General features: G+C 51.0%; 18 protein-coding genes and 1 riboswitch. Of the genes, 8 read left to right on the plus strand and 10 right to left on the minus strand.

Going from position 1 to position 20,122, the window contains the following annotated elements:
* The 9 genes from H8876_RS02490 to H8876_RS02530 form a co-directional block, all read right to left on the minus strand.
* Window positions 1–728: hypothetical protein (locus H8876_RS02490; RefSeq protein WP_465250726.1), on the minus strand; the 728-nt coding region annotated here is incomplete at its 3' end.
* A 1,066-nt stretch (window positions 729–1,794) separates the two neighbouring features.
* A complete protein-coding gene (gene dapD / locus H8876_RS02495; RefSeq protein ID WP_346727825.1) occupies window positions 1,795–2,496 on the minus strand; it encodes a 2,3,4,5-tetrahydropyridine-2,6-dicarboxylate N-acetyltransferase in 702 nt (233 codons plus the stop codon).
* 100 nt (window positions 2,497–2,596) lie between these two features.
* Window positions 2,597–3,307: a 4-hydroxy-tetrahydrodipicolinate reductase gene (gene dapB / locus H8876_RS02500; protein WP_249286383.1), complete on the minus strand. Its 711-nt coding sequence runs from the start codon at window positions 3,305–3,307 to the stop codon at window positions 2,597–2,599.
* A 17-nt stretch (window positions 3,308–3,324) separates the two neighbouring features.
* The gene (gene dapA / locus H8876_RS02505) at window positions 3,325–4,200 is read right to left on the minus strand and encodes a 4-hydroxy-tetrahydrodipicolinate synthase (protein ID WP_249286384.1); all 876 of its coding nucleotides are present in this window, start codon (window positions 4,198–4,200) and stop codon (window positions 3,325–3,327) included.
* Window positions 4,201–4,224: 24 nt separating this feature from the next.
* Complete coding sequence (dapF, locus tag H8876_RS02510) at window positions 4,225–5,079, minus strand: diaminopimelate epimerase (protein WP_249286385.1); 855 nt, start codon at window positions 5,077–5,079, stop codon at window positions 4,225–4,227.
* A 41-nt stretch (window positions 5,080–5,120) separates the two neighbouring features.
* Window positions 5,121–6,356 (minus strand): aspartate kinase, encoded by a 1,236-nt coding sequence (locus H8876_RS02515; RefSeq protein ID WP_249286386.1) that lies wholly within the window; start codon window positions 6,354–6,356, stop codon window positions 5,121–5,123.
* 6 nt (window positions 6,357–6,362) lie between these two features.
* On the minus strand, window positions 6,363–7,628 hold the full coding sequence (gene lysA, locus H8876_RS02520) for a diaminopimelate decarboxylase (RefSeq protein WP_249286387.1): 1,266 nt from the start codon (window positions 7,626–7,628) through the stop codon (window positions 6,363–6,365).
* A gap of 157 nt (window positions 7,629–7,785) precedes the next feature.
* Window positions 7,786–7,957: riboswitch (Lysine riboswitch) on the minus strand.
* A 77-nt stretch (window positions 7,958–8,034) separates the two neighbouring features.
* Window positions 8,035–8,901, minus strand: coding sequence for an MBL fold metallo-hydrolase (locus H8876_RS02525; RefSeq protein WP_249286388.1), 867 nt, complete (start codon window positions 8,899–8,901; stop codon window positions 8,035–8,037).
* 35 nt (window positions 8,902–8,936) lie between these two features.
* Entirely contained in the window at window positions 8,937–9,575 is a 639-nt protein-coding gene (locus H8876_RS02530; RefSeq protein ID WP_249286389.1) for a CvpA family protein, read from the minus strand.
* Between the two features lie 139 nt (window positions 9,576–9,714).
* Between H8876_RS02530 and H8876_RS02535 the strand changes: the two genes are divergently transcribed.
* From H8876_RS02535 to spoIIR, 8 genes are all read left to right on the plus strand, one after another.
* A complete protein-coding gene (locus H8876_RS02535) occupies window positions 9,715–10,626 on the plus strand; it encodes a hypothetical protein (protein WP_249286390.1) in 912 nt (303 codons plus the stop codon).
* Window positions 10,627–10,917: 291 nt separating this feature from the next.
* Complete coding sequence (locus tag H8876_RS02540) at window positions 10,918–12,177, plus strand: oxidoreductase (protein WP_249286391.1); 1,260 nt, start codon at window positions 10,918–10,920, stop codon at window positions 12,175–12,177.
* A 78-nt stretch (window positions 12,178–12,255) separates the two neighbouring features.
* Window positions 12,256–12,723, plus strand: a complete 468-nt coding sequence (tadA, locus tag H8876_RS02545; RefSeq protein WP_249286392.1) for a tRNA adenosine(34) deaminase TadA — start codon at window positions 12,256–12,258, stop codon at window positions 12,721–12,723.
* The gene (locus H8876_RS02550) at window positions 12,720–13,634 is read left to right on the plus strand and encodes an Ig-like domain-containing domain (protein ID WP_177265017.1); all 915 of its coding nucleotides are present in this window, start codon (window positions 12,720–12,722) and stop codon (window positions 13,632–13,634) included. The genes tadA and H8876_RS02550 overlap by 4 nt, the downstream gene beginning before the upstream one ends.
* A 137-nt stretch (window positions 13,635–13,771) precedes the next feature.
* Window positions 13,772–14,881, plus strand: a complete 1,110-nt coding sequence (locus tag H8876_RS02555; protein ID WP_249286393.1) for a 4-(cytidine 5'-diphospho)-2-C-methyl-D-erythritol kinase — start codon at window positions 13,772–13,774, stop codon at window positions 14,879–14,881.
* Window positions 14,868–15,524 carry a GntR family transcriptional regulator gene (locus tag H8876_RS02560; RefSeq protein ID WP_177264803.1) on the plus strand — a complete coding sequence of 219 codons (657 nt, stop codon included), beginning with the start codon at window positions 14,868–14,870 and terminating at the stop codon, window positions 15,522–15,524. Before H8876_RS02555 ends, H8876_RS02560 begins: the two co-directional genes overlap by 14 nt.
* Window positions 15,525–16,176: 652 nt before the next feature.
* Window positions 16,177–18,213, plus strand: a complete 2,037-nt coding sequence (locus H8876_RS02565; protein ID WP_249286394.1) for a DUF3794 and LysM peptidoglycan-binding domain-containing protein — start codon at window positions 16,177–16,179, stop codon at window positions 18,211–18,213.
* A gap of 210 nt (window positions 18,214–18,423) precedes the next feature.
* Entirely contained in the window at window positions 18,424–19,164 is a 741-nt protein-coding gene (gene spoIIR / locus H8876_RS02570) for a stage II sporulation protein R (RefSeq protein WP_249286395.1), read from the plus strand.
* Between the two features lie 25 nt (window positions 19,165–19,189).
* Here spoIIR and H8876_RS02575 read toward each other — a convergent pair whose 3' ends face one another.
* Window positions 19,190–20,101 (minus strand): AraC family transcriptional regulator, encoded by a 912-nt coding sequence (locus H8876_RS02575; RefSeq protein ID WP_249286396.1) that lies wholly within the window; start codon window positions 20,099–20,101, stop codon window positions 19,190–19,192.
* Window positions 20,102–20,122 lie beyond the last annotated feature (21 nt).

Here is a 20,122-nt window from a genome sequence, read left to right on the forward strand (position 1 = left end):
GATGTGTATAAGAGACAGCCGCCTTCTTGTTCTGCATAGTACTCGCCGTCATAGTTACCCGTAATTGCAGCGGTAGAATAACACTGGCTGATACTGTTGTTCCCATTTAAAAATCCTGCAAGACCGCCTATGTATTTTTCTATATAAGAACCGCCGGTAATGGAACCGGTAGTATAACAGTTTCTAATGGTGGAATTGGTCATCCAGTCCACCAAAATGCCTTTTCCGTAGGTGGAGGTATCATTCATCGGTATCACGATATCAGCATTTTCAATGCCGAGATTTTGCACAGTTGCATTGTAGATAGCACCGAACAAACCATTTCTATACAAGTTATTGTTATTGTCTTTGTTTTCAGATTTTAGGCCCTCATGAGAATACAGGTTATAAACTACATGGCTTTGTCCGTCAAAAATCCCCTGAAATGATCCCCAAGCCGTATTGGCTCCGTCACCGATAGAGATCCATTCATGGCCCGACAAATCCAAGTCATTATCAAGATAAACAGTTTTGTCCTTAAAATTTGCTGTTTTATCATTGACGAGCTTTGCCATGCCTGCCAACTGCTCGGCTGTTTGCAGATGAAATTCCGTTTCATTCTCATCATACCAGCTTGTATCGGCTGTCCCATCCCAAGAGTCTGTGGTTTCTGCCGCAAATGCTGTCATGGGGACAAGCGCCATCACAAGGCACAACGCAAGCAGAAGGCTTATAAGTTTCTTCTTCATTTTCGTTCCTCCAAAATAATTCTATCCGCTATTTACTTTCTCCGACAGCGGACACGCCGGAGAAGATAGAAGGTTTAACCGGAAAAGATTGATTTGCCGGTCGTGGTTAGGACTTCAATATCAAACCACCACCCTTCCGGCAAACGCAAAAAGCCGAAGCCAAGGCATAATGCACCCTGTCTCCGGCAATCGGTTCGTTATAAATTCTATGAAATAAGACTTGACATACTGAAAAAACGGCGCTACGCTCCTGCCGAGCCGAGCCGAGCCGAGCCGAGCCGAGCCGAGCCGAGCCGAGCCGAGCCGAGCCGAGCCGAGCCGAGCCGAGCCGAGCCGAGCCGATAATTGTCGCATTTCCATTGGCCATAGTCAAGTCCTCCTCCCATAATTTCTAAAGAAAAAAGGATATAAAGCCCCCTACCCCATAGATATATAGTATTATTGCAGATTTTTCTCGAAATCTCAAGTAGTTTTCAGAATATTGCTCTCCTTTTTTCTCAAAGCATTGCCTTCTTCGATTACTCACGGAACTTTATGACTTCTTGAATACTATTGGAATAACTGTTTCGCATACCGCATTTGTGGATCTTCAGCTCGTATTCCCTGATCTTTTCAAGCGCAGCTTCTAGATCCTCGATATCTCTCTGCTGAGATGGAGCCCGCCAGCATTCATCCTAACTGCTCCGTAATCCAAGATTAACGATGAAACACCCTCTAATTCATGCTCCTTACAAAGGCGTTCATCCTTATTTTGAGATATTGCGATTTTAGGATGAAAAACCGCCTAAATATTTCCATTTTTTTCATCCAACCATACAACTTTTTCATCCTGACTCCCACCAGATATATCACTGGATCAAAAAATCAAGATGATCTTCCGACATAAAAATATCTCCAGCCATACAACTACGGCTGGAGATAGAAAAATTTTGTTTTTTATCGGTCTACTTGACAGTGAGCTGTTCAAGTGAGCAGCTCACACGTTAATGCGACAGCACCACCAAAAAAAGTGCGCAAAGAAATCAAAGATTTCTTTGCACAGATGTTGCTACTATATCCTGACCTCCTACAGCTTGCGCAGCAGATCTACGATTTCCAGCTTTTCGGCTGCCGTGTCGGAAGCGTCCTTGATGATCTTTGCAGGAACACCTGCCACGACTACACCTGCCGGTACATCGTCTACTACGACTGCGCCTGCTGCTACGACTGCGCCCTTGCCGATGCGGCAGCCTTCCAGCACGACAGCATTAGCACCGATGACAACGTCATCTTCCACGATAACAGGCTGCGCGCTCGGCGGTTCGATAACCCCTGCCAGGACTGTACCTGCACCGATGTGACAGTTCTTGCCGACGGTTGCTCTGCCGCCCAGGACAGCGCCCATGTCGATCATGGATCCTTCGCCGATGACTGCGCCGATGTTGATGATCGCACCCATCATGATCACGGCATTATCACCGATCTCAACCTTGTCGCGAATGAATGCGCCCGGTTCGATACGAGCTTTGATATTCTTCATATCCAGAAGCGGGATAGCAGAATTTCTACAGTCGTTTTCTAACACGAAGTCTTCGATCTTGTCCGCATTTTCTGCGAGGATCGGCTGCACCACAGCCCAGTCGCCGAAGACGATCTTGTCCCCGTTTCCAAATACCTGGCATCCTGCAAAATCAACAGGTTCCTTTTCCTTGACGTAAACCTTTACCGGCGTCTTTTTTTCAGCGTTTCCAATGAATTCTATAATTTCTCTTGCTTCCATGTTGCATATATCCTTTCGTTTGTTTTCTGCCGCCGGCCGCAGCGCGGCGGGTCTGCTTAAACCACAGAAAGCACCAGCCCGCCCGGACTGATGCTTTGATGTTTTTTCTTTATCCGAATAACACGTCTTCCATCGTGTAATACCCGCTTTTAGCTTCCGCTGCGAAAGCTGCCGCTTTCAGCGCGCCTGCCGCGAAGATCTTCTTGGATCCGGCGGTGTGCTTGATCTCCAGCAGTTCGTCGTCACCGGCATACAGCACGGTGTGCTCCCCTGCGATGGAGCCTGCGCGAACAGCATGGATACCGATTTCCTTGCCCCTCTTGCGGTTTCCTTCTCTTCCGTACACATGATCATAGGCACCGTCCGGATTTGCTGCCGACAGCAGCATCTTAGCCGTTCCACTCGGTGCATCCAGCTTCTTGTTATGATGCTTTTCGATGATCTCGATGTCGAAGGTATCTTCCAGGATCGGCGTGATCTCTGCCACCACCCGCTTCATCACGTTGATGCCGAGGGAGTAGTTGGCGGAAAACACCACCGGAACTTCCCGACCCAGCGCTTGTATCTTCGCTGTTTCTTCATCTGAAAATCCTGTCGTTGCGATGACCGCCGGACACTTATTCTCCTCGCAATAAGCCATCACCATCGGCAGGTTGGCCGGGTTGCTGAAGTCGATGACTACATCCACATCGTCAAGATCTGCCAGGCTTTCCCCCTTGAGCGGATCCACCATACCCGCCAGGGCAAAGCCATCCTTTTCTTCTATCATCTGCGCCAGCACGTGTCCCATTGCGCCGCCGCCTAATACTGCTACGTTCATTGTTGTCCCCTTTCGTATTAGATGATCCCCAGCTTCTCCATTTCAGCTTTCAGCACAGCCTTTGTGTCGTCCGCCATCGGGCAGAGCGGCAGTCTGTATCCGCCCACGTTGAGCCCTGCCATGTTCATAGCTTCCTTGATCGGGATCGGGTTTGTTTCGATAAACAGCGCATTGATGAAGTCCAGATATTTCAGCTGCATCTTTCTGGCTGTTTCGAAGTCGCCGTTCTGACATGCCATAGCGATGTCGTGGACTTCCTTCGGCAGGATGTTGGCCATTACAGAGATGGATCCCGCACCGCCCATGGACATGAGAGCTACGTTGATATCGTCGTTACCGGAGTAAACGTTGAAATTTTCGTTGATCAGCTTGGAGAACTGGCAGATCAGGGACATGTTGCCGCTGGCTTCTTTGATCCCCACGATGTTCTTGTGCTGGCTGATCTCCGCCAGTGCTTCGTAAGTAAGGGATACGCCCGTTCTGCCCGGTACGTTATAAACATAAACCGGTGTATGGACCGCATCTGCCACCTGCATGAAGTGGTTTACCATGCCGGCTTTGCTGGCCTTGTTGTAGTACGGTGTGATGACCAGAAGTCCGTCCGCTCCCATCTTCTCATATTTTAAACTCTGTTCGATCGCCACCATGGTGTTGTTGGATCCGCTGCCGACGATGATCGGAACTCTTCCCTTTGCCTGTTCGATAGAGATCCGTGCGATTTCATCTTCTTCGGAAACGGTCAGTGTCGGCGTTTCAGCCGTCGTTCCCAGCACCAGAATTGCGTCTGTCTGCTGATCCACGTGCCAGTCGATCAGCTCCCGCAGTCTTTTATAATTAACGCTTCCGTCCTCATTAAACGGTGTAATAAGCGCTACCATCGATCCTCGAATCATTTTCATTCTCCCTTCTGAACTCTACTAATATAACTTACCTTCTAATACATGAACCGACGGACCTTCCATCATAACGTGACCGTCGTCTTTGATTTCGATTTTCAGGCTTCCCAGCGGCAGGATCACCTCTGCGGTTTTGCTGCAAAGTCCCTTGCGGGCTGCCGTCACTACCGACGCGCATGCCCCCGTGCCACACGCCTGTGTCATGCCCACTCCGCGTTCGTAGGTGATCATCTGCAACGTATGATCGTCTAACACTTTCACGAAGTTGACGTTGGTTTTTTCTGCAAAGGTCGGGGCGTTGCAGATCTCTTCGCCAAGGGTCTCGATCCAGTCGGCTTCCACATCGTCTACAAAGAGCACCGTGTGGATCGTTCCCATAAAGAGGCTGCTTACTGTCAGTGTATTCCCGTCCTTCAAAGAAAGTTCCAGTTCTAACAGATCCGGCGCATCGGATTCAACACATACGGCTGCCGGGTCAAATATCGGGCATCCCATGTCGATCTGCACCCGGAACGGATCGGTGCTTTTCACTTCCACCACCATATCGCCTGCCAGGGTCTTCACCGGATATGCATCGCCCGTGCGGATCTTGTGATCCCTGCAGTAATGGGCGAAACAGCGGATGCCGTTGCCGCACATCGGTGCTCTGCTGCCGTCTCTGTTGAAAAAAACCATTTCCAAAACAGGCTCCGTCCGAACGATGATAAAGCCGTCTGCGCCGACGCCTACGCTCTCGTCGCAGACCCTGGCCGCGAACTTTGCATAAGCACCCGCACTCTCCTCACCGCAGGGCACTCCCAGCTGCTCTGCCAGCTCCGCTTCCTGCATGATGACGAAGTTGTTGCCACAGCCGTGATATTTTGAAATATTATACATTTACCTTTCCTTTTACCTTTCCCGCCGTGCCTATGCTTTGTTTACAGGTGGAAAGCTCTGCACAGCGCGATAGCTGCCTTCAGTTTCTGATCCATCGCTACCGTTACGGAAATGGAGATTTCCGACGTTGTGATGTGGTAGTAACGGATGCCGTTTTCGGCCAGGATCTGGAACACCTTGCCGGATACGCCGGAGTGAGTCGCCATGCCGACGCCAACCAGCGAGATCATTGCCAGGTCAGATACTCTGTCGATGACGATGTCCTTGAATTCGTCCTGCTTGGCCAGTTCTACCTCCAGCGTATTTCCCTGCTTGTCGTCACAGCTGAAGGATACTGTGCAGGATCCGTCTGCAGCCATCTGCTGCGAGATCATGTCCACATTGATCCCCAGTTCTCCGAGAATGCGGAAACATTCTGCAACAGCCTTCCCGTCAGACGGTACGTTCCGCAGTGTAAAGATCGATATTTCATCCTGGATGCCCATTCCTGTAACAGGCATATCCTCTACTACGAGGTTTTCATTTACAATCATTTCCTTATTCACGATATATGTTCCTTTACTCTTATCTTTTTCCAAAGACTTCCCTAAAAATAACTTCACATTATATTTTTTTGCCAGCTCGACAGCTCTGGTCTCTACCTTGTCTGCACCGAGGTTGGTCATTTCCATCATTTCTTCGTAAGTGATGGCCTTGATCGGTCTGGCTTCCGGATACATCTGCGGATCTGCCGTATACATGCATTCCGCCGTCGTGTAGAATTCACAGTCCCAGCCGAAGTGAGCCGCGATACCAACTGCTGTGATGTCGGAGCCGCCTCTGCCCAGGTCGATGATGTCTTTTGTTTCATCGATCCCCTGGAATCCGGCTACGACAGCCACCTTGCCTGCGCTGATGATCTCCTGTACTCTCTCCGTATTGATCTCTTTCACGTTGGCGTACTCGTCTGCAAAGTACGGATGCGCCACGATCTCTCTCTTGCAGCCCATCATGGACTCTGCTTCCACTCCCATGTCGCTGAGAGCGATAGCCAGAAGCGATGCCGACTGCTGTTCGCCTGCCGCCAGAAGGACTTCCAGCTCACGTTTCGGGATGTCCTGACCGGCTTCTTTGGCCATTGCGATGAGATCTCCTGTCGACTGTCCCATGTTGCCGACAACGATCACCATGTTTTCATATTGTCCCCGCAGCGATGCGATGTGTGCTGCGACCTCCCTGAGCTTTTTCATGGAGTAAAGACTTCTGCCGTTGTATTTTTGTACGATATTAATTGTCATCGCCTCCTATTCTATTTCCAGATCATACTGATCCGCATAGCTCTCTCTTCTGATCACGACCCGTGCTTTGCCATGTCCTGCAAATACCACCGCAGGTCTTCCCAGACGGTTGTAGTTGCTTGCCATGGAATATCCGTAAGCCCCCGTGGAATACACGGCGAGCAGATCGCCTGATTTGGCTTCTGGGAGTTTTATGGTGTCGATAAGCACGTCTCCCGATTCACAGTTCTTGCCGGCGATGCAGTAAGTATGCCATGCCGGCTCCTTATATTTCTCTGCCAGCACAGCCCGGTAGCCTGCATCGTACAGTGCCGGGCGGATGTTATCGCTCATGCCTCCGTCTACGAACAGGTAGTCCTTGGTGCCGCTCCGTTTCCTGTCTCCGATGGTGTAAAGTGTATAGCCTGCCTCACCTACCATCGCACGTCCCGGCTCCGTAATGAGCTTCGAAATGGAGATGTCCTTTTCCTGGATACACCTCTCCGTATATTTTACCATAGTTTTGCACATTTGTCCCAGAGAAATCGGCTGATCTTCCTCCAGATATTTGATGCCGAATCCGCCGCCGATGGATAGCTCCGTCTGCTCCATGCCGTACTCTCTCTGAACATATGCCAGGAAGTAAGTCATGGTATCGATGGCTTTCTCAAAAGATCGCGCATCCATGATCTGTGAACCGATGTGGCTGTGGAATCCTGCCAGTCTCACATGACTGCTTTCCGCCAGAAGTTCGATCACCTGTCCGATGTGCTCCGTATCGTCGATGAAGATCCCGAACTTGGAATCCGGCTTTGCCGTCATGATGTATTCATGCGTATGAGCTGAGATCCCCGGATTGACACGCAGCAGCGCTTTCGTCTGGATGTGTTTTTCCATGGCGATCTCGATGAGCCTGCGACATTCCATCACATTGTCGATCACGAAATAGCCGACTCCCAGTTCCAGTGCTTCTTCGATCTCTTTATTGCTCTTGTTGTTGCCGTGGAAGTAGACCTTGCTCATGTCCACGCCTGCCCGGCTCATACCGTAAAGCTCACCGCCGCTGACCGCGTCAAACCCCAGCCCCTGCGCTGCAAGCAGTTTGAACAGTGCGATGGATGAGAATGCCTTCGATGCATAAGCGACCTCCGTCTTGAACATATCGGATGAGAAATTCTCCATGGCATCTTTCGCCTGTGCTATGATCTTGTCTTCGTCGTAAACGTAAAGTGGAGTTCCGAAATTATCCGCCAGCTGCCTTGCGCTGACACCTCCGATCTGTAATGTTTCCATAATGTGTTTCCCCTTGTCATGTATTTGCAAAATGATGGAGGCAGATCGTGTGCAGATCTCGTAAGAATGGGCGCCAGTATAACGGCTCCTGCTGAAAAAAAGAAAGTCAGCAGGGCACTCCCTACTGACTGATACTCAAAATAAAAGATGTCATATAAGTAAGAATAGCGCCCCTGCCAGGCAGACCCGGCAGACAGTCATGCAGCTATTGACTGCATGCCCACCGAAACAACACGCCTGCGGCTTCGGTTCGGCGGAGGATGCCTCCAAGTAAGTCACAGCCCGCCGGCTACTTAGCTCTTCTTCTGCTCCGCACCTCTATCATTTTATTGATTTGTATTGCCCTTAAGTATACAGTACTGATCCCGGTTTGACAAGAGGGGAATTTAAAAAAATTCCACGCCCATCAGAAGTTCAACTGCATCCCCGTGTGAAGACTATGCACTTCTTTCGGAAAGCACTGCTGCAAAATACCAAGAGCCGGCCTGCCCGTACAATGCCCCGTATAAATCAGTTTCACACCCAGTTTGACAAGCTGTCTGCCGATGTCCTCTACTTCTTCCGGCGATACCGCCATGGAATCCACACCGTCAGGGCTTTTTAGGTGAAAACCGCCGACGACTGCATAAACGTTCTTGTGCAAAGCGCGCTGCGCTTCTTTGACGATGTTGACGATGCCTCCGTGACTGCAGCTGTTGCAAAGGATCAGACCCTTTTTTGTCTCAAAGGTCACACTCTGCTCGTGGGCAAAGTCGTCTATTTTAAAACGTCCGTCTTCCAGCCGGTACATATGGGCTTTACGGCCCTGCTCTTCCAGATTTGGCGTAGTGTGCGGAAGGATCCATATGCCGGGCACCGGCTTTGCATCAGCCAGGCTGACCGCGGAACAGCTCGATGCTCCCGATACGAAACAGAATCTATCTGCGTGCTCCCGCAAAATCCCTCTTGGGATCCCGATGTATTCCCGTGCTCCCGCCTTCTCCGAGTAACAGTTTTCTGCTGCCGCTTCCTGCAGATAGACCTTTGCATGAGCATTCTCTGCGAAAAAGCGGGAAAGCCCGCCTGCATGGTCGTAGTGAGCGTGGGATAAAAAGACCGCCTCCACCTCGGCCAGCGAAAGACCCAGTTTCGCAGCATTCTCCGCGAAAAGCCCTGTAGCTCCCGCATCCAGCAGATACCTTCGTCCCTCATATTCTATATGCAAAGAAAGACCGTGCTCCCCACACAGACCTTTTCCATCGCTGTTTTCTGCCAGTACTGTGATTGTAAGCATTTTTTCCTCCTGCGCTGTGCGCTTTTAATGGATCCCTACGAGAAAAAACCACCGGTCACGATCAGCAGCAGATTGCTGTCGTACAATGCTCCCGCTATGAACGAGCTGTCCAGGCTGTCCACAATGGAGCCTGCAAGCCCTTCTCCGCCGCAGTTGACCACCACCATGAGCAGTGCCAGAAACAGGAATACCAGCAGCACTCCTTCGACCAATCCGGTCAAAAGCCCCAGCACACGGTCAGAAGTGTGGAGAAGCCCCCGGTGCTGTCTTTTACAGGCAGGATGCACCAGGATCCGCATCAGAATGCTGCATCCCACAGTAATGGCCAGGAAACTGATGAGTGTAACGATAGTCGTCGTCAGCAGCTGAACGAACAGATCGGATGCTTCCCCTGCGCCTGCGGATATCCCTCCGCTGATGATGGCCGGCATGCCCGCAACAGCATTGTCCAGTGCTGCAGTGGACATGGCGAACTTTTCAGTCAAACTGTCTCTTATGCTCATCCCCAGCGAACCGTCTTCCAATATGTCCGCCAGGGGCTTTGCAGCAAACCAGGCCAGCACGATCGCCGCGATCCAGCCCAGCGTATGTAAACAGGTGTATACGAATCCTTTCGCCAGTCCCTTGGCTGCGAAAAACACCAGGATCGCCACCAGAATAATGTCTAAAACCATAAAGCCTCCCTTTTCAGACAGCCATATGTGCTCCCGCATCTTCCTGCAAAGCGCCCTTCGGGGATCCGGGAAACGGTCATAGCCGCCTTCTGTTCTACATATATTACTAAAAATCACCGAATTTCACAAGGAGGAAGCCATGGATTTTTCAAAAACAAGGAAGAGCCCCATCCTGCTGCAGGAAATCAGTCGTAAATACGCCCTGGATCCCCTCAGGCCTATACGCGGGTTTGTCAAACTGGAAAATAACGCCGATAAAGGACTGGTCACCGTCATCGTGGAAAACGTAAAAATTTTTCCTGCCGGTGAGTACTGCTACAAGCTGCTTCTGGCCGGGATCAAAAAAGAACAGCAGGTCTACCATCTGCTTGGAAGTATCGTCCTGTCTTCAGGCGGTCGAGGCGAGGGGATCTTTCGCATCAGGCCGGCGGATCTGAATGGTCACGGCAGCTGTCTTTGGGAGTTCGACACAATGATCGTCGCGGCAGCCTCTGTCACGAACCCCAGGGAATCCCTTCACCCGGTACTGCAGGGGAAATTCCGGATCGCCTGTCCCGCAGATCCGCTCCCGACTGCCGCTCCGAAGGATTATAGTCCGTTTTATCAGGATTTTGTGCTGGATCGCTGTATCACTATCGCCAGAATGCAGAAGCAGCTCACAGACATCAGACCATTTTATCATGATTCGACTTCCGCCCACTGGAAGAAGGTTTTAGACTGGTCAGATTTCCCGATTTTATCGCCCGGTTCGGAAACCCCGGTAAAAATCTATGGTCATTTTCTATGGGGCTGGAACGACACCCATTATTTCGTAGCTGTACCCGGCCGGTTTCTGCCTGCCGAGCAGCCGGACAGCGGCAGATCCGGTTTCACCTTCTGGCAGCCGATCCTGGGGATGGAAAAGATCCAGCAGGATACTTCTCTGCCTTTACAGCAGCGCCGGGACCAGACCTACGGCTACTGGATCGCGTCCATCAGCCGCCGGACCGGGAAGATCGAGGAGTATCCGTATCGAGCCGTTACTTCGGGCTGCCCCGGCACGATTTTATGATTTTTTGCAGCAAATCCCCTCAAAAAATCATAGTTTCAGATCCACGAAAACATGGCATAAACAGATACTAATCACCGACGGGCACATGCTCTACCGGTTTTGTCATGGTAACATTACAAAACCGGACGTCAGGCCACTTCTCCGCGCTAAGGTCTTTGCGATATTGTCTTGTTTTTGATTTCCCTCTGAGTGTCGGAGACGTTTTTCCAGCGAGACTATGATTTTTGCTAGGAACTTTGCAGCAAAAAGTGGAATGGAATATTACACCTCACCTGTGCTATAATGATAAGCATGATACAGAACAATATTTTATGGAGTCCGCTGCAAATTGGCGGGCTGACAACGAAAAACAGATTTGCCGTACTGCCTATGGAATGTGCAGACGCCGCGGAAGGCGGTCACCTTTCTCAGGATATGCAGATGCGGTACGACCGCTACGCAGAGGGCGGCGCAGGACTGGTTTTTCTGGAGGCTGTGACACTGCAGCACGAGACCAGATCCCGCGACCGGCAGCTGCTGCTTGATGTGTATAAAAAAGAAAGCCGTGAGGAATGGGAACGCTTCGTAGCTTCCTTTAAGGCAAAGCACCCTAATACTCTCCTGATTTTTCAGTATCATCATGCCGGAGAAACTGCCGGGAAAGAATTTTCCAGAAGAGTCACGGTCAAACCTTTGACGCCTTTTGGCGGAGAGCTCATTGATGCATGGTATATCGACGACTACATCCACCGACAGGTGGAAACTGCCAAATTTCTCTATCGCATCGGCGTGGACGGCATCGACCTGAAGTTCTGCCATGGTTATCTTGGCAGCCAGCTGCTGCGCCCATATAACGACCGCGACTGGAAATACGGCGGTTCCTGGGAGAACCGAAGCCGTTTTGCATTTGAAACCTGTGAGCGGATCAGACGCGCTGTTCCCGATCCAAAATTCCTCATCGGTGCACGGGTGAGCATGTACGAGGAAATGCCGGGCGGACAGGGACACGCCGGAGCGGACAGCTTCTGCTACGATTTATCGGAATCTATCGCACTGCTGCAGGGCCTGGAAGCCCGCGGATGCAGCTACTTTGGGGAAACCATCGGAAACGCTTCCGTTTACTGGGAGAACATGGCCCCTTCTCCATCCTGCTCCACCAATGTGTATCAGCACCTGACCATGGCCAAAACCATGAAGGAGGTCGTGCAGCCGCAGACGGTCATCATCGGAGCCGGTATGTCAGTGCTGGGCGATGGCACGCACAACCAACTGCGGGGCGTACAGCCGGAGCGAACGTCTTTGCTTCACGTGGCAGAGGATGCTTTGCAGAATGGCGTCATGGATATGGTGGGGCTGGGACGCCAGGCGCTGGCCGACCCGTATCTGCCTTGCAAAGTCCAGAGCGAACAAGCCTCGGACGTGCAATGGTGCCTGACGTGCAATCTTTGCAGTGAACTGGAAATGCGCGGAAAATCCATCGGCTGCGCCGTGTACAACAAGTATTTTGCCGATCTTTGGAAGGAGTGCCGAAGCGAGTTCGGCGCACCGTCCCAGATCGTGACCGGCGACTAAACAGATGACGCGAAACTTTGGCGGGGCTGCAACAACATCTTGCCTGCCTCACGAAAATGTGATACTATTGTAAAGTATATGAAAAAGTATATGGAAGAAGCTCTGAAAGAGGCGAAAAAAGCCGCTGCCATGGGGGAGATCCCCATCGGCGCCGTGATCGTCAAGGACGGCGAGATCATCGGCAGAGGTCATAACGAAACGGAGACCGGCTGTGACCCCACAGCACACGCAGAGATCGTGGCGATCCGTCAGGCTGCGAAACGACTTGGAGGCTGGAAGCTTCCAGGCTGCAGCATGTACGTCACCATTGAACCCTGCAGCATGTGTGCCGGCGCTATCGTATGGTCCCGGATCGAAAAGCTCTACATCGGATCCATGGATCCCAAGGCGGGCGCATGCGGATCGGTTTTTAACATCCCTCAGGAAAAGAAGCTGAATCATTTTGTAGAAATAGAGACCGGAGTGATGCAGGCGGAATGCAGCGGCATCATAAGGGACTTTTTTAAACAATTAAGAAAAAACAAGGCGGAGGAAAAACATCAATGAAAAGAGTCAGTGCACTGATTTGCCTTATGATTATGGCAGTATCTATCTTAGCACCTTCCTGTTTCGCAGCGAAAGAAACAGCAAATACGCAGAAAGGTGCAAACTTCAAAATAGAAAAAACCACTCCGGAAAACAATGCGAAAAATGTTTCCGTGGAAAACCTGAGTGTGAAGATCTACTTTGACACGGAAATGCTCCCGAAGGATAAGGCTTCCCGCGAAGCCAACGCCAAGCAGTTCAAGCTGACGGATAAAAAGGGAAAGAAAATTCCGATCAAAGTATATTACAGCCACAAGGAAGAAGGCCTGGTCATGGTCGTATCCGACACGGTGAAAAAGGACATCCAGATCGAAGGCGACACAGAATACGATCTGACGATCGGTAAAAATCTGACATCTACAGACGGCACGAAAATGGGCGTGAGCCACAAGCTCCACTTCAAGACTCTTGACCAGAAGGGATCTACAAGGATCTACATGATCATGATGGTCGTAATGATCGTCGGCATGATCTTCTTCAGCAGTCGCAGCGCTAAGAAGGCCATGGAAAAAGAAAAGGAAGAGAAGGGCAAATCCGAAACTGTAAATCCGTATAAGGAAGCAAAGAGAACCGGCAAGTCCGTAGAAGAAATCGTAGAAAAGGATAAGAAGCGCAAGGCAAAACAGGCGGAAGCCGAAGAAAAGCGCAGAGCCGAGGAAAAGAAGATCCAGGAAGAAGTCGCAGAAAAGCTTCGCAAGGAATCCAATAAGAGAGTTTCCAAGGCAAGACCGATCTCTGCAGCAGGCAGCACCTACAAGGTGGAGGTCAAGAAGACTGCTAATCCTTCCGGCGGCAACAACAAAAAGGGCAATACCAACCCGAAGAACCAGACCGGCAAGCAGAAGAACTCCAAGAACAAAAAGAAAAAATAAATGGATGAAACGGGGGTAAGCCAGAGGCTTGCCCCTTTTTCGTAGCAGCTGCAAAGTCCCCTCCGGGGCTGCAAGAATGCTGGAGAGACATTGCAGAAACTGCAGCCATACCAAATGCAGCGGTAAGGAGAAACCAAATGAAAAAAATTCAGTTACACGCATATGCGAAGATCAACCTGACTCTGGATGTGACAGGAAAAAGACCTAACGGATATCATGATGTGGAAATGATCATGCAGCAGATCTCACTTTGCGATGAGGTCACGGTGAGCTGGGAAGCAGGATCCGTAAGGCGAGGGAAACCAGGCCAAACAGCAGAACCAGATCCCACAGGAATCCAGATCCAGCTGACCGTCAGCCGTCCTGATCTTCCGGCAGATTCCAGCAACCTGGCCTGGAAAGCCGCCGAGGAAATGATAGCCGAATTCGGCGGTCCGGCGGGCGGAAATGCAAAAGCCGCCGCGGGCACAGAAGCGGCGGACGGAAGCTCAAAAGACGCCGCGGGCACAGATGCGGCGGGCGGCGTCCTCACCATCGACATCCAAAAGCAGATCCCGATGGCGGCGGGACTTGCCGGCGGCAGCAGTAACTGTGCCGCCGTCCTTCACGCTATCAACCAGCTTTGGGAACTGAACCTTTCTGTGAAAGAACTTTGCAGGATCGGCGCACGGCTAGGCTCCGACGTACCGTTTTGCATCATGGGACAGGCAGCCGCAGAGAAAGCTTTGCAGGGAAGCTTTGCAGACGACCCGGATGCATGTCACTGTGCGCTGGCGACCGGAACAGGAACCGATCTGAAACCTCTGACCGGACTGGACTCGTTTATCGTGCTGTCCAAGCCGGCTATCGGCGTTTCTACCGCAGAAGTCTATCGTGGTATCGATAACGAAGGAATACCACGCCATCCGGACAATAACGCAGTAATATCTGCGATTTTCGAAAATAATTACAAAGTGCTAGAGGAAAAAATGGTCAATGTACTTGAAAATTTTGCGTTAAAGCGTTATCCTATCATTGTGTATACAAAGAACATAATGTCCGATTTATGCCAGTCCGCCGGGATTTCGAACTGTGTCATGATGAGCGGAAGCGGGCCGACCGTATTCTGCCTGTGTGAAGAGTTAAGCAAAGCACAGCAGATCTGCGAAGTGATGAAGTCTCGCAATCCAGAGAGTTTTGTCGCAAAAACGACAGGGCAGGACAGGCATCGCGATGTAACAAGAGAGGGAAAACATGTTGAATTTTGACATCCAGAATCATAGACCGCTGCGCGAAATGGTCTATGAAGAGCTAAAAATGCAAATACTTACAGGAACCATCATCCCGGGCACCCGTATGATGGAAGTTGAGCTGGCAGAGGAAATGGGCGTAAGTCGTACACCGATCCGGGAAGCGATCCGGAAGCTGGAAAAAGAAGGGCTTGTCACCATCGAGCCACGCCGTGGAGCATATGCTTCTCAGATCTCTACCGATGATATGGTGGAGATACTGGAAGTACGCCAGAATATGGAAGGGTTGGCAGCATTCTTTGCAGCGTCTCGTATGAAGCCGGAGCAGATGCGTGAGCTGGAAGATGTTTCAAAAAAATACAATCAGGCGGTCGCAGATGGAAATATGCAGGATATGATCACTTACGACACACGTTTTCATCGCATTATCGTGGAGTCCTGCAACAACAAGATCCTGGTGCAGATGATCGAACAGCTGCAGGAACTGGTACTGCGCTTCCGTTATATTTATTATGATAATTTCCGTCGTGCAGAAAACATGCCGGAAGAGCACCAGACGATCCTGGAAGCCATCGAAAATGGTGATGCAGATGCAGCTCGCCAGGCAGCCGATATACATATCGACCGGCTAAAGGATCTGATCATTCGCGAAGGTGTGTAGGCGATCCGTTAAACTAGCAAAGTCGGCTAATCAAAGTTTCTCAGGGTTTACCCAAAGTCCCCAGAAGACTCCGAAACAGGAATTTTCTGGCGGGCTTTTTTTGTTTGTGCGGGTAATTCCGAGATTTTCTTTCAAAGTGCGGTTTGATTTTGCAAAATCTTCGTTTCCTTAGAATTTCAATCAAAAACAAGAAAATTCCGGTTGGACGGCGGTGGTGTCAAAACCTAAATCTTTATATCACAAAATTTGGGGATGAAATCGAGAATCTCGCCAGAACCTATGGTTCCCTGCTCTCCGATCGCTCGAATTTTTTCTGAAAATCGCTTAAAATGCTTTTGATTTTCAGAAACAGAACAAAAGCTCTTTCATGAGATTTCGCCGAATTCTTCGTTTTACTATGAAAATTTTGCGAAACGAAGATTTTGCAAAAATCAGCCCCGGTGGAGTCTTTGCAGATTCTCGATTTGTCGGGAAAATTTCTCGAAACGAAGATTTTGCAAATTCCGCTGGAACCAAACGTCCGAGTTCAACACGATCTGCAGGCCACGGAAACAGATCTCACAATCCACCGCCCGTCTGCATAATCGCTCTGCCCCCTTCATATGCTTGAAAAGGAAATATAGTTCCCGCACCAATAAAGGAGGTTACAAATATGACAACATCGCCTTATGATACGCTGCCAACCGGGAAGCAGGCCCTCGCACCCACCAGCGGCGAAAGTATAGAAGAGAAGCCGAATCCGATCACCGACCCTTACGGAGGATATGAGGAAATTTCTCTAGAAGAAGCGGCACGTCTTGCGACTCCTGTAATAAGTCAATCACAAGATTCCGGCAGCAGTCCGACTGCGAACCGAAATTCCGGCGATCCGGGTTCTGCAAAGCCGGCTGCGTCGCAGCCGGCATCCGCATCAGCTCGCACTGACACCCAGTTTGGCGACGTCAATAATACCGGCGATGCAGGCAGCGCAGGCACTGTCAGCGGTTCTGCATCTCTGTCAAATGCCGGCAGCTCAGGCGCTGCCAGCAGGTCTGTATCTCAGTCAAATACCGGCAATGCCGGCAGCGCAGGCGCTGCCAGCAGTTCTGCATCTCTGTCAGCCGAATCCCTGCTAGACGCCGAACTCCATTACGACAACATCCGCCTGCGGAACCGGCGGCGCACCTGGAACTACACCCTCCCGTTCGATGAAACACTGCTGGTTCCTGACACCATGCCAGACATGATCCAGATTCTCTTTTCCGAGGGTCGCGTCACGCCATCTCAGCCGGGCAAGACCCATTACAGCAGCAGCGATACATATTCTGGTGAGATTTTGCTGTTCACCGTCTACCGTCCGGACGGCGGCGAGGGAACTCCTGTAGACGTAGTCCGCTCCACCATCACCTTTGAAACGTCCGCCTGTTGGGGGACTTCCAGCTCGCAGAACACGTCCACTTCGCAGGCCGATCCTGACCGCATTTATTATGCGACCGTCTGCCTGAAAGAAGTCGAACCGTCCCGACTCAACGAGCGAAAATTCCAGGTACGCGGGAAGCTTTGCATTGCGGTTACGGAAATCCAGAAAACAGAACTGCACGTGCTGCGGGATTCCAGCGACAAGAATCTGATCCTGAAGCAGGAAAAAAAGGAGGCTGCAGATCTGGTATTCGAAACAGAAGAATTTGCAGACATAGAACAGGAAATTGCCGTTGAGGATGGTCAGCCGCAACCGGTACGGATCTTAAAAGAGAGCTTCACTATCACGGAAACCCACAGGCAGGTCTCATCGGGCAAACTGATCATCAACGGGCTTTTGCAGGTCCAGATCCTGTATCTGGGAGAGGACGATGAAAGAGAGAATCAGCTTTGCTGCCGAAGGGAAAAGACGGAATTCACCCAGTTCATCCCACTGCAAAGTCAACTGAACAGCGATCTTATCAAAGTGGATTTCAGTGGCGACGGACTCAAGTTAACTATCGAAAATCAGGATACCTTCCAGCTGGAGGGACAAGTGCGGATCCGGATCCACGGGTACGGAACCAAGCAGATCCCGGTAGCCTCCGACGCCTACCACAAAGAAAAATCCATCCATTTCGACCGGAAGGTCGAGGCTCTTTCCTGTCTCACAGATGTGCTTTCCGGGGAAATTTCAGCACGAGAAGTGGTGAACCTGACGCAGCAGGATCAGCATCCCGAGAAGCTGATCTGCGGGAGCATTCTCCCGGGTAATATTTCAGTCCATCCGGAGCACGGGAGGATCGTCATCGAAGGATCGGTTCCTGTCAGGATCCTGTCACTGGATGAAAACGGGCGAGCTTTTGTCATTAAATCAGAGGTTCCGCTGCGGGGAGCACTCAACACATCCGCTTCACCAGAAGCTTTGCAGGAAGCCGATCTGTTCACGTGCTCCGCAATCAAGGACTTCTGGATCGACACAATCAACAGCAGGCAGATTGAGATCAATGTGAACGCTATCATCGAGGTATGGATCAGTGAAACTCGTGAATTTACCAGCCTTGAGCATTTCACTGCCAGGGGCGAAGATCCCCAGCAGCCTGCCATGGCCATCTACATTACCAGCGCAGGCGACAGCCTTTGGGATGTCGCCAAGCATTATCAATGCGACGCCGATGCTCTGGTGCAGCTCAACCAAATTGATGGCGATGCTCCTCTGACGGAAGGTGCCAAGCTTCTGATCGTGCGCTGATCGGGTGCAGGGCATTCGCCAGTCACAGCAGGACAGTCCGTAACTGCCGGGAGCACCACGCGTGCTTCCGGCATCGATGGCCTCATCATGCCGGTCAAAAAACGTCCGGAGAACTCTTTGCAGAAATTTTTTTAGAAATCATGTATAAAGTTTCCACTCCTCGGAAAGACTCTTTGCAAACACTTGAAAAACGATCAGGAGGAAGGAAACGTGAAAAAATTACAGGAACATATCCGTCTGATGTCGGACGAACGAAAATGCGTGATCGCTTTGATCCTCGTGCTGTTTATGGGGCTGCTCCTCGTTTATACATATGCGGGGGACGGCTGCCGGAACGACCACGAGGGGATCCTGCGGCTCCACGTCATCGCCAACAGCAACAAGGTGGGCGACCAGGCGCTGAAGCTGAAGGTGCGGGATGCAGTCATTGAGTACATGGCCGACCAAAAGGATCTGAAAACCGTGGACGAAACGCGGGAATATTTAAAAGAAAACAAGAAGCGGCTGCAAAGGATCGCCGAGGGGGTCATTGCCGCCCAAGGGTATGATTATCCGGCGGCGGTGGAGCTGGGGGTACGCTACATTCCACAGAAAACTTACGGGGACATCACCTTCCCGGCCGGGAATTACGAGGCGCTCAACATCACCATCGGCAGCGGTCAGGGAGAAAACTGGTGGTGTGTACTGTTCCCACCACTCTGCCTTTTGGACGAGGGGACGGCTCCTATTTCAGGTGATGATGCGGATTCTGATCCTGCAAAGGCTGCTGCGGACGGTTCAAGGTCTTCCGAGGTTTCCGGAGATCCCGGAACCGCCGGAGCTGGCGGCTCCGGACAGTCTAGTGTGCAGGGCAGCACCTCTGCTGGTTCCTCCGTCCAGAGCGACGCGCTGACTAAGGAGCAAAAGCTGAAACTGCGGTGGAAAACGCTGGAGCTTTTAAAAGGGAACTAAAATGGCTCCGGTTTCCAGACCTGCTCTACCGCCTGGCTTTTCGGAATGCAGCCGGAGTCATGCCGACGTTTTTGCGGAATTTTTCGATGAAGTAGCTGCTGCTGCCGAAGCCGGATTCGTAGGCGATCTGTGAGACCGGCAGATCGGTGTGTTCCAGTAGTTCCATGCTTTTGCTGAGGCGGTATTCCGTGATATATTCAAACAAAGTGCAGTTCATGTTTTTCTTGAAAAATCGACAGCATTCATTGGTGCTGAGATGGAGGTGCTTTGCGATTTCGTCCAGAGTGATCTTTTCAGTGAAGTGCTCCCGGATGTAAGAGAGGATCTCTTTGATGCGCTGGTTGCGGCGCATCCGTGCTCCATCTGCAGCGGGAGCATCATGCTCCGCAAGACTCTCATGCAAATGGCAGACCAACTCTTTCCAGATGGCGTAAAGGCTGCTGCTGACAGCCAGTTCCCAGCCAAAGCTGCGACTTTTGTAATCCTGTTCGATGCTCATCGCCTCGTCCAGGATTTTCTTCTGCCAGAAAACCCCTGGATCCAGGATCACCGCATCGGCGGCAGAACTGCAAAATACCGGCTTCACATAGCTCCGCTCGAAAACGCTGTTGGGAAATGACGTTAAGAGTTTCGGGCTGACGTCCAGGGATATGAACATGGCATCAGAATCGTACCGGTCGCGGATCATGTGGAGCACCTCCGGATTGATGTAGATGCCCTGCCCTTCGTGCAGGTCGATGGTCTGCTGGTTGAAGAACACGGAAATGGTTCCACGGACCACATAAGTCAGCTGAAATTCGTAGTGCCAGTGCCAGTTGACGAAACCCAGCACATTCTTTTTCAGGTCGTTTTTGTGAACGGCCAGTGGGAAATCGAATGTCCCGATCCGGGTAGTTTCCATCCGCTTGCTGTTGATGGGTATATCGAAAATCTGCATCTGCTTCTCCTTCTTTTCAAA

The organism is Lentihominibacter faecis, assembly GCF_014306095.1.
In the GTDB taxonomy this organism is placed as follows: domain Bacteria; phylum Bacillota; class Clostridia; order Peptostreptococcales; family Anaerovoracaceae; genus Lentihominibacter; species Lentihominibacter faecis.

Bases quoted from the DNA above. Each gene is read 5' to 3' on its own strand.
- H8876_RS02530 (WP_249286389.1), bottom strand. From the start codon at position 9,575: ATGGTTTTAGACATTATTCTGGTGGCGATCCTGGTGTTTTTCGCAGCC.
- H8876_RS02535 (WP_249286390.1), top strand. From the start codon at position 9,715: ATGGATTTTTCAAAAACAAGGAAGAGCCCCATCCTGCTGCAGGAAATC.
- H8876_RS02515 (WP_249286386.1), bottom strand. From the start codon at position 6,356: ATGACAATTAATATCGTACAAAAATACAACGGCAGAAGTCTTTACTCC.
- lysA (WP_249286387.1), bottom strand. From the start codon at position 7,628: ATGGAAACATTACAGATCGGAGGTGTCAGCGCAAGGCAGCTGGCGGAT.
- H8876_RS02575 (WP_249286396.1), bottom strand. From the start codon at position 20,101: ATGCAGATTTTCGATATACCCATCAACAGCAAGCGGATGGAAACTACC.
- H8876_RS02560 (WP_177264803.1), top strand. From the start codon at position 14,868: ATGTTGAATTTTGACATCCAGAATCATAGACCGCTGCGCGAAATGGTC.
- dapA (WP_249286384.1), bottom strand. From the start codon at position 4,200: ATGATTCGAGGATCGATGGTAGCGCTTATTACACCGTTTAATGAGGAC.
- H8876_RS02565 (WP_249286394.1), top strand. From the start codon at position 16,177: ATGACAACATCGCCTTATGATACGCTGCCAACCGGGAAGCAGGCCCTC.
- H8876_RS02525 (WP_249286388.1), bottom strand. From the start codon at position 8,901: ATGCTTACAATCACAGTACTGGCAGAAAACAGCGATGGAAAAGGTCTG.
- H8876_RS02555 (WP_249286393.1), top strand. From the start codon at position 13,772: ATGAAAAAAATTCAGTTACACGCATATGCGAAGATCAACCTGACTCTG.
- dapB (WP_249286383.1), bottom strand. From the start codon at position 3,307: ATGAACGTAGCAGTATTAGGCGGCGGCGCAATGGGACACGTGCTGGCG.
- dapF (WP_249286385.1), bottom strand. From the start codon at position 5,079: ATGTATAATATTTCAAAATATCACGGCTGTGGCAACAACTTCGTCATC.
- tadA (WP_249286392.1), top strand. From the start codon at position 12,256: ATGAAAAAGTATATGGAAGAAGCTCTGAAAGAGGCGAAAAAAGCCGCT.
- H8876_RS02540 (WP_249286391.1), top strand. From the start codon at position 10,918: ATGATACAGAACAATATTTTATGGAGTCCGCTGCAAATTGGCGGGCTG.
- H8876_RS02550 (WP_177265017.1), top strand. From the start codon at position 12,720: ATGAAAAGAGTCAGTGCACTGATTTGCCTTATGATTATGGCAGTATCT.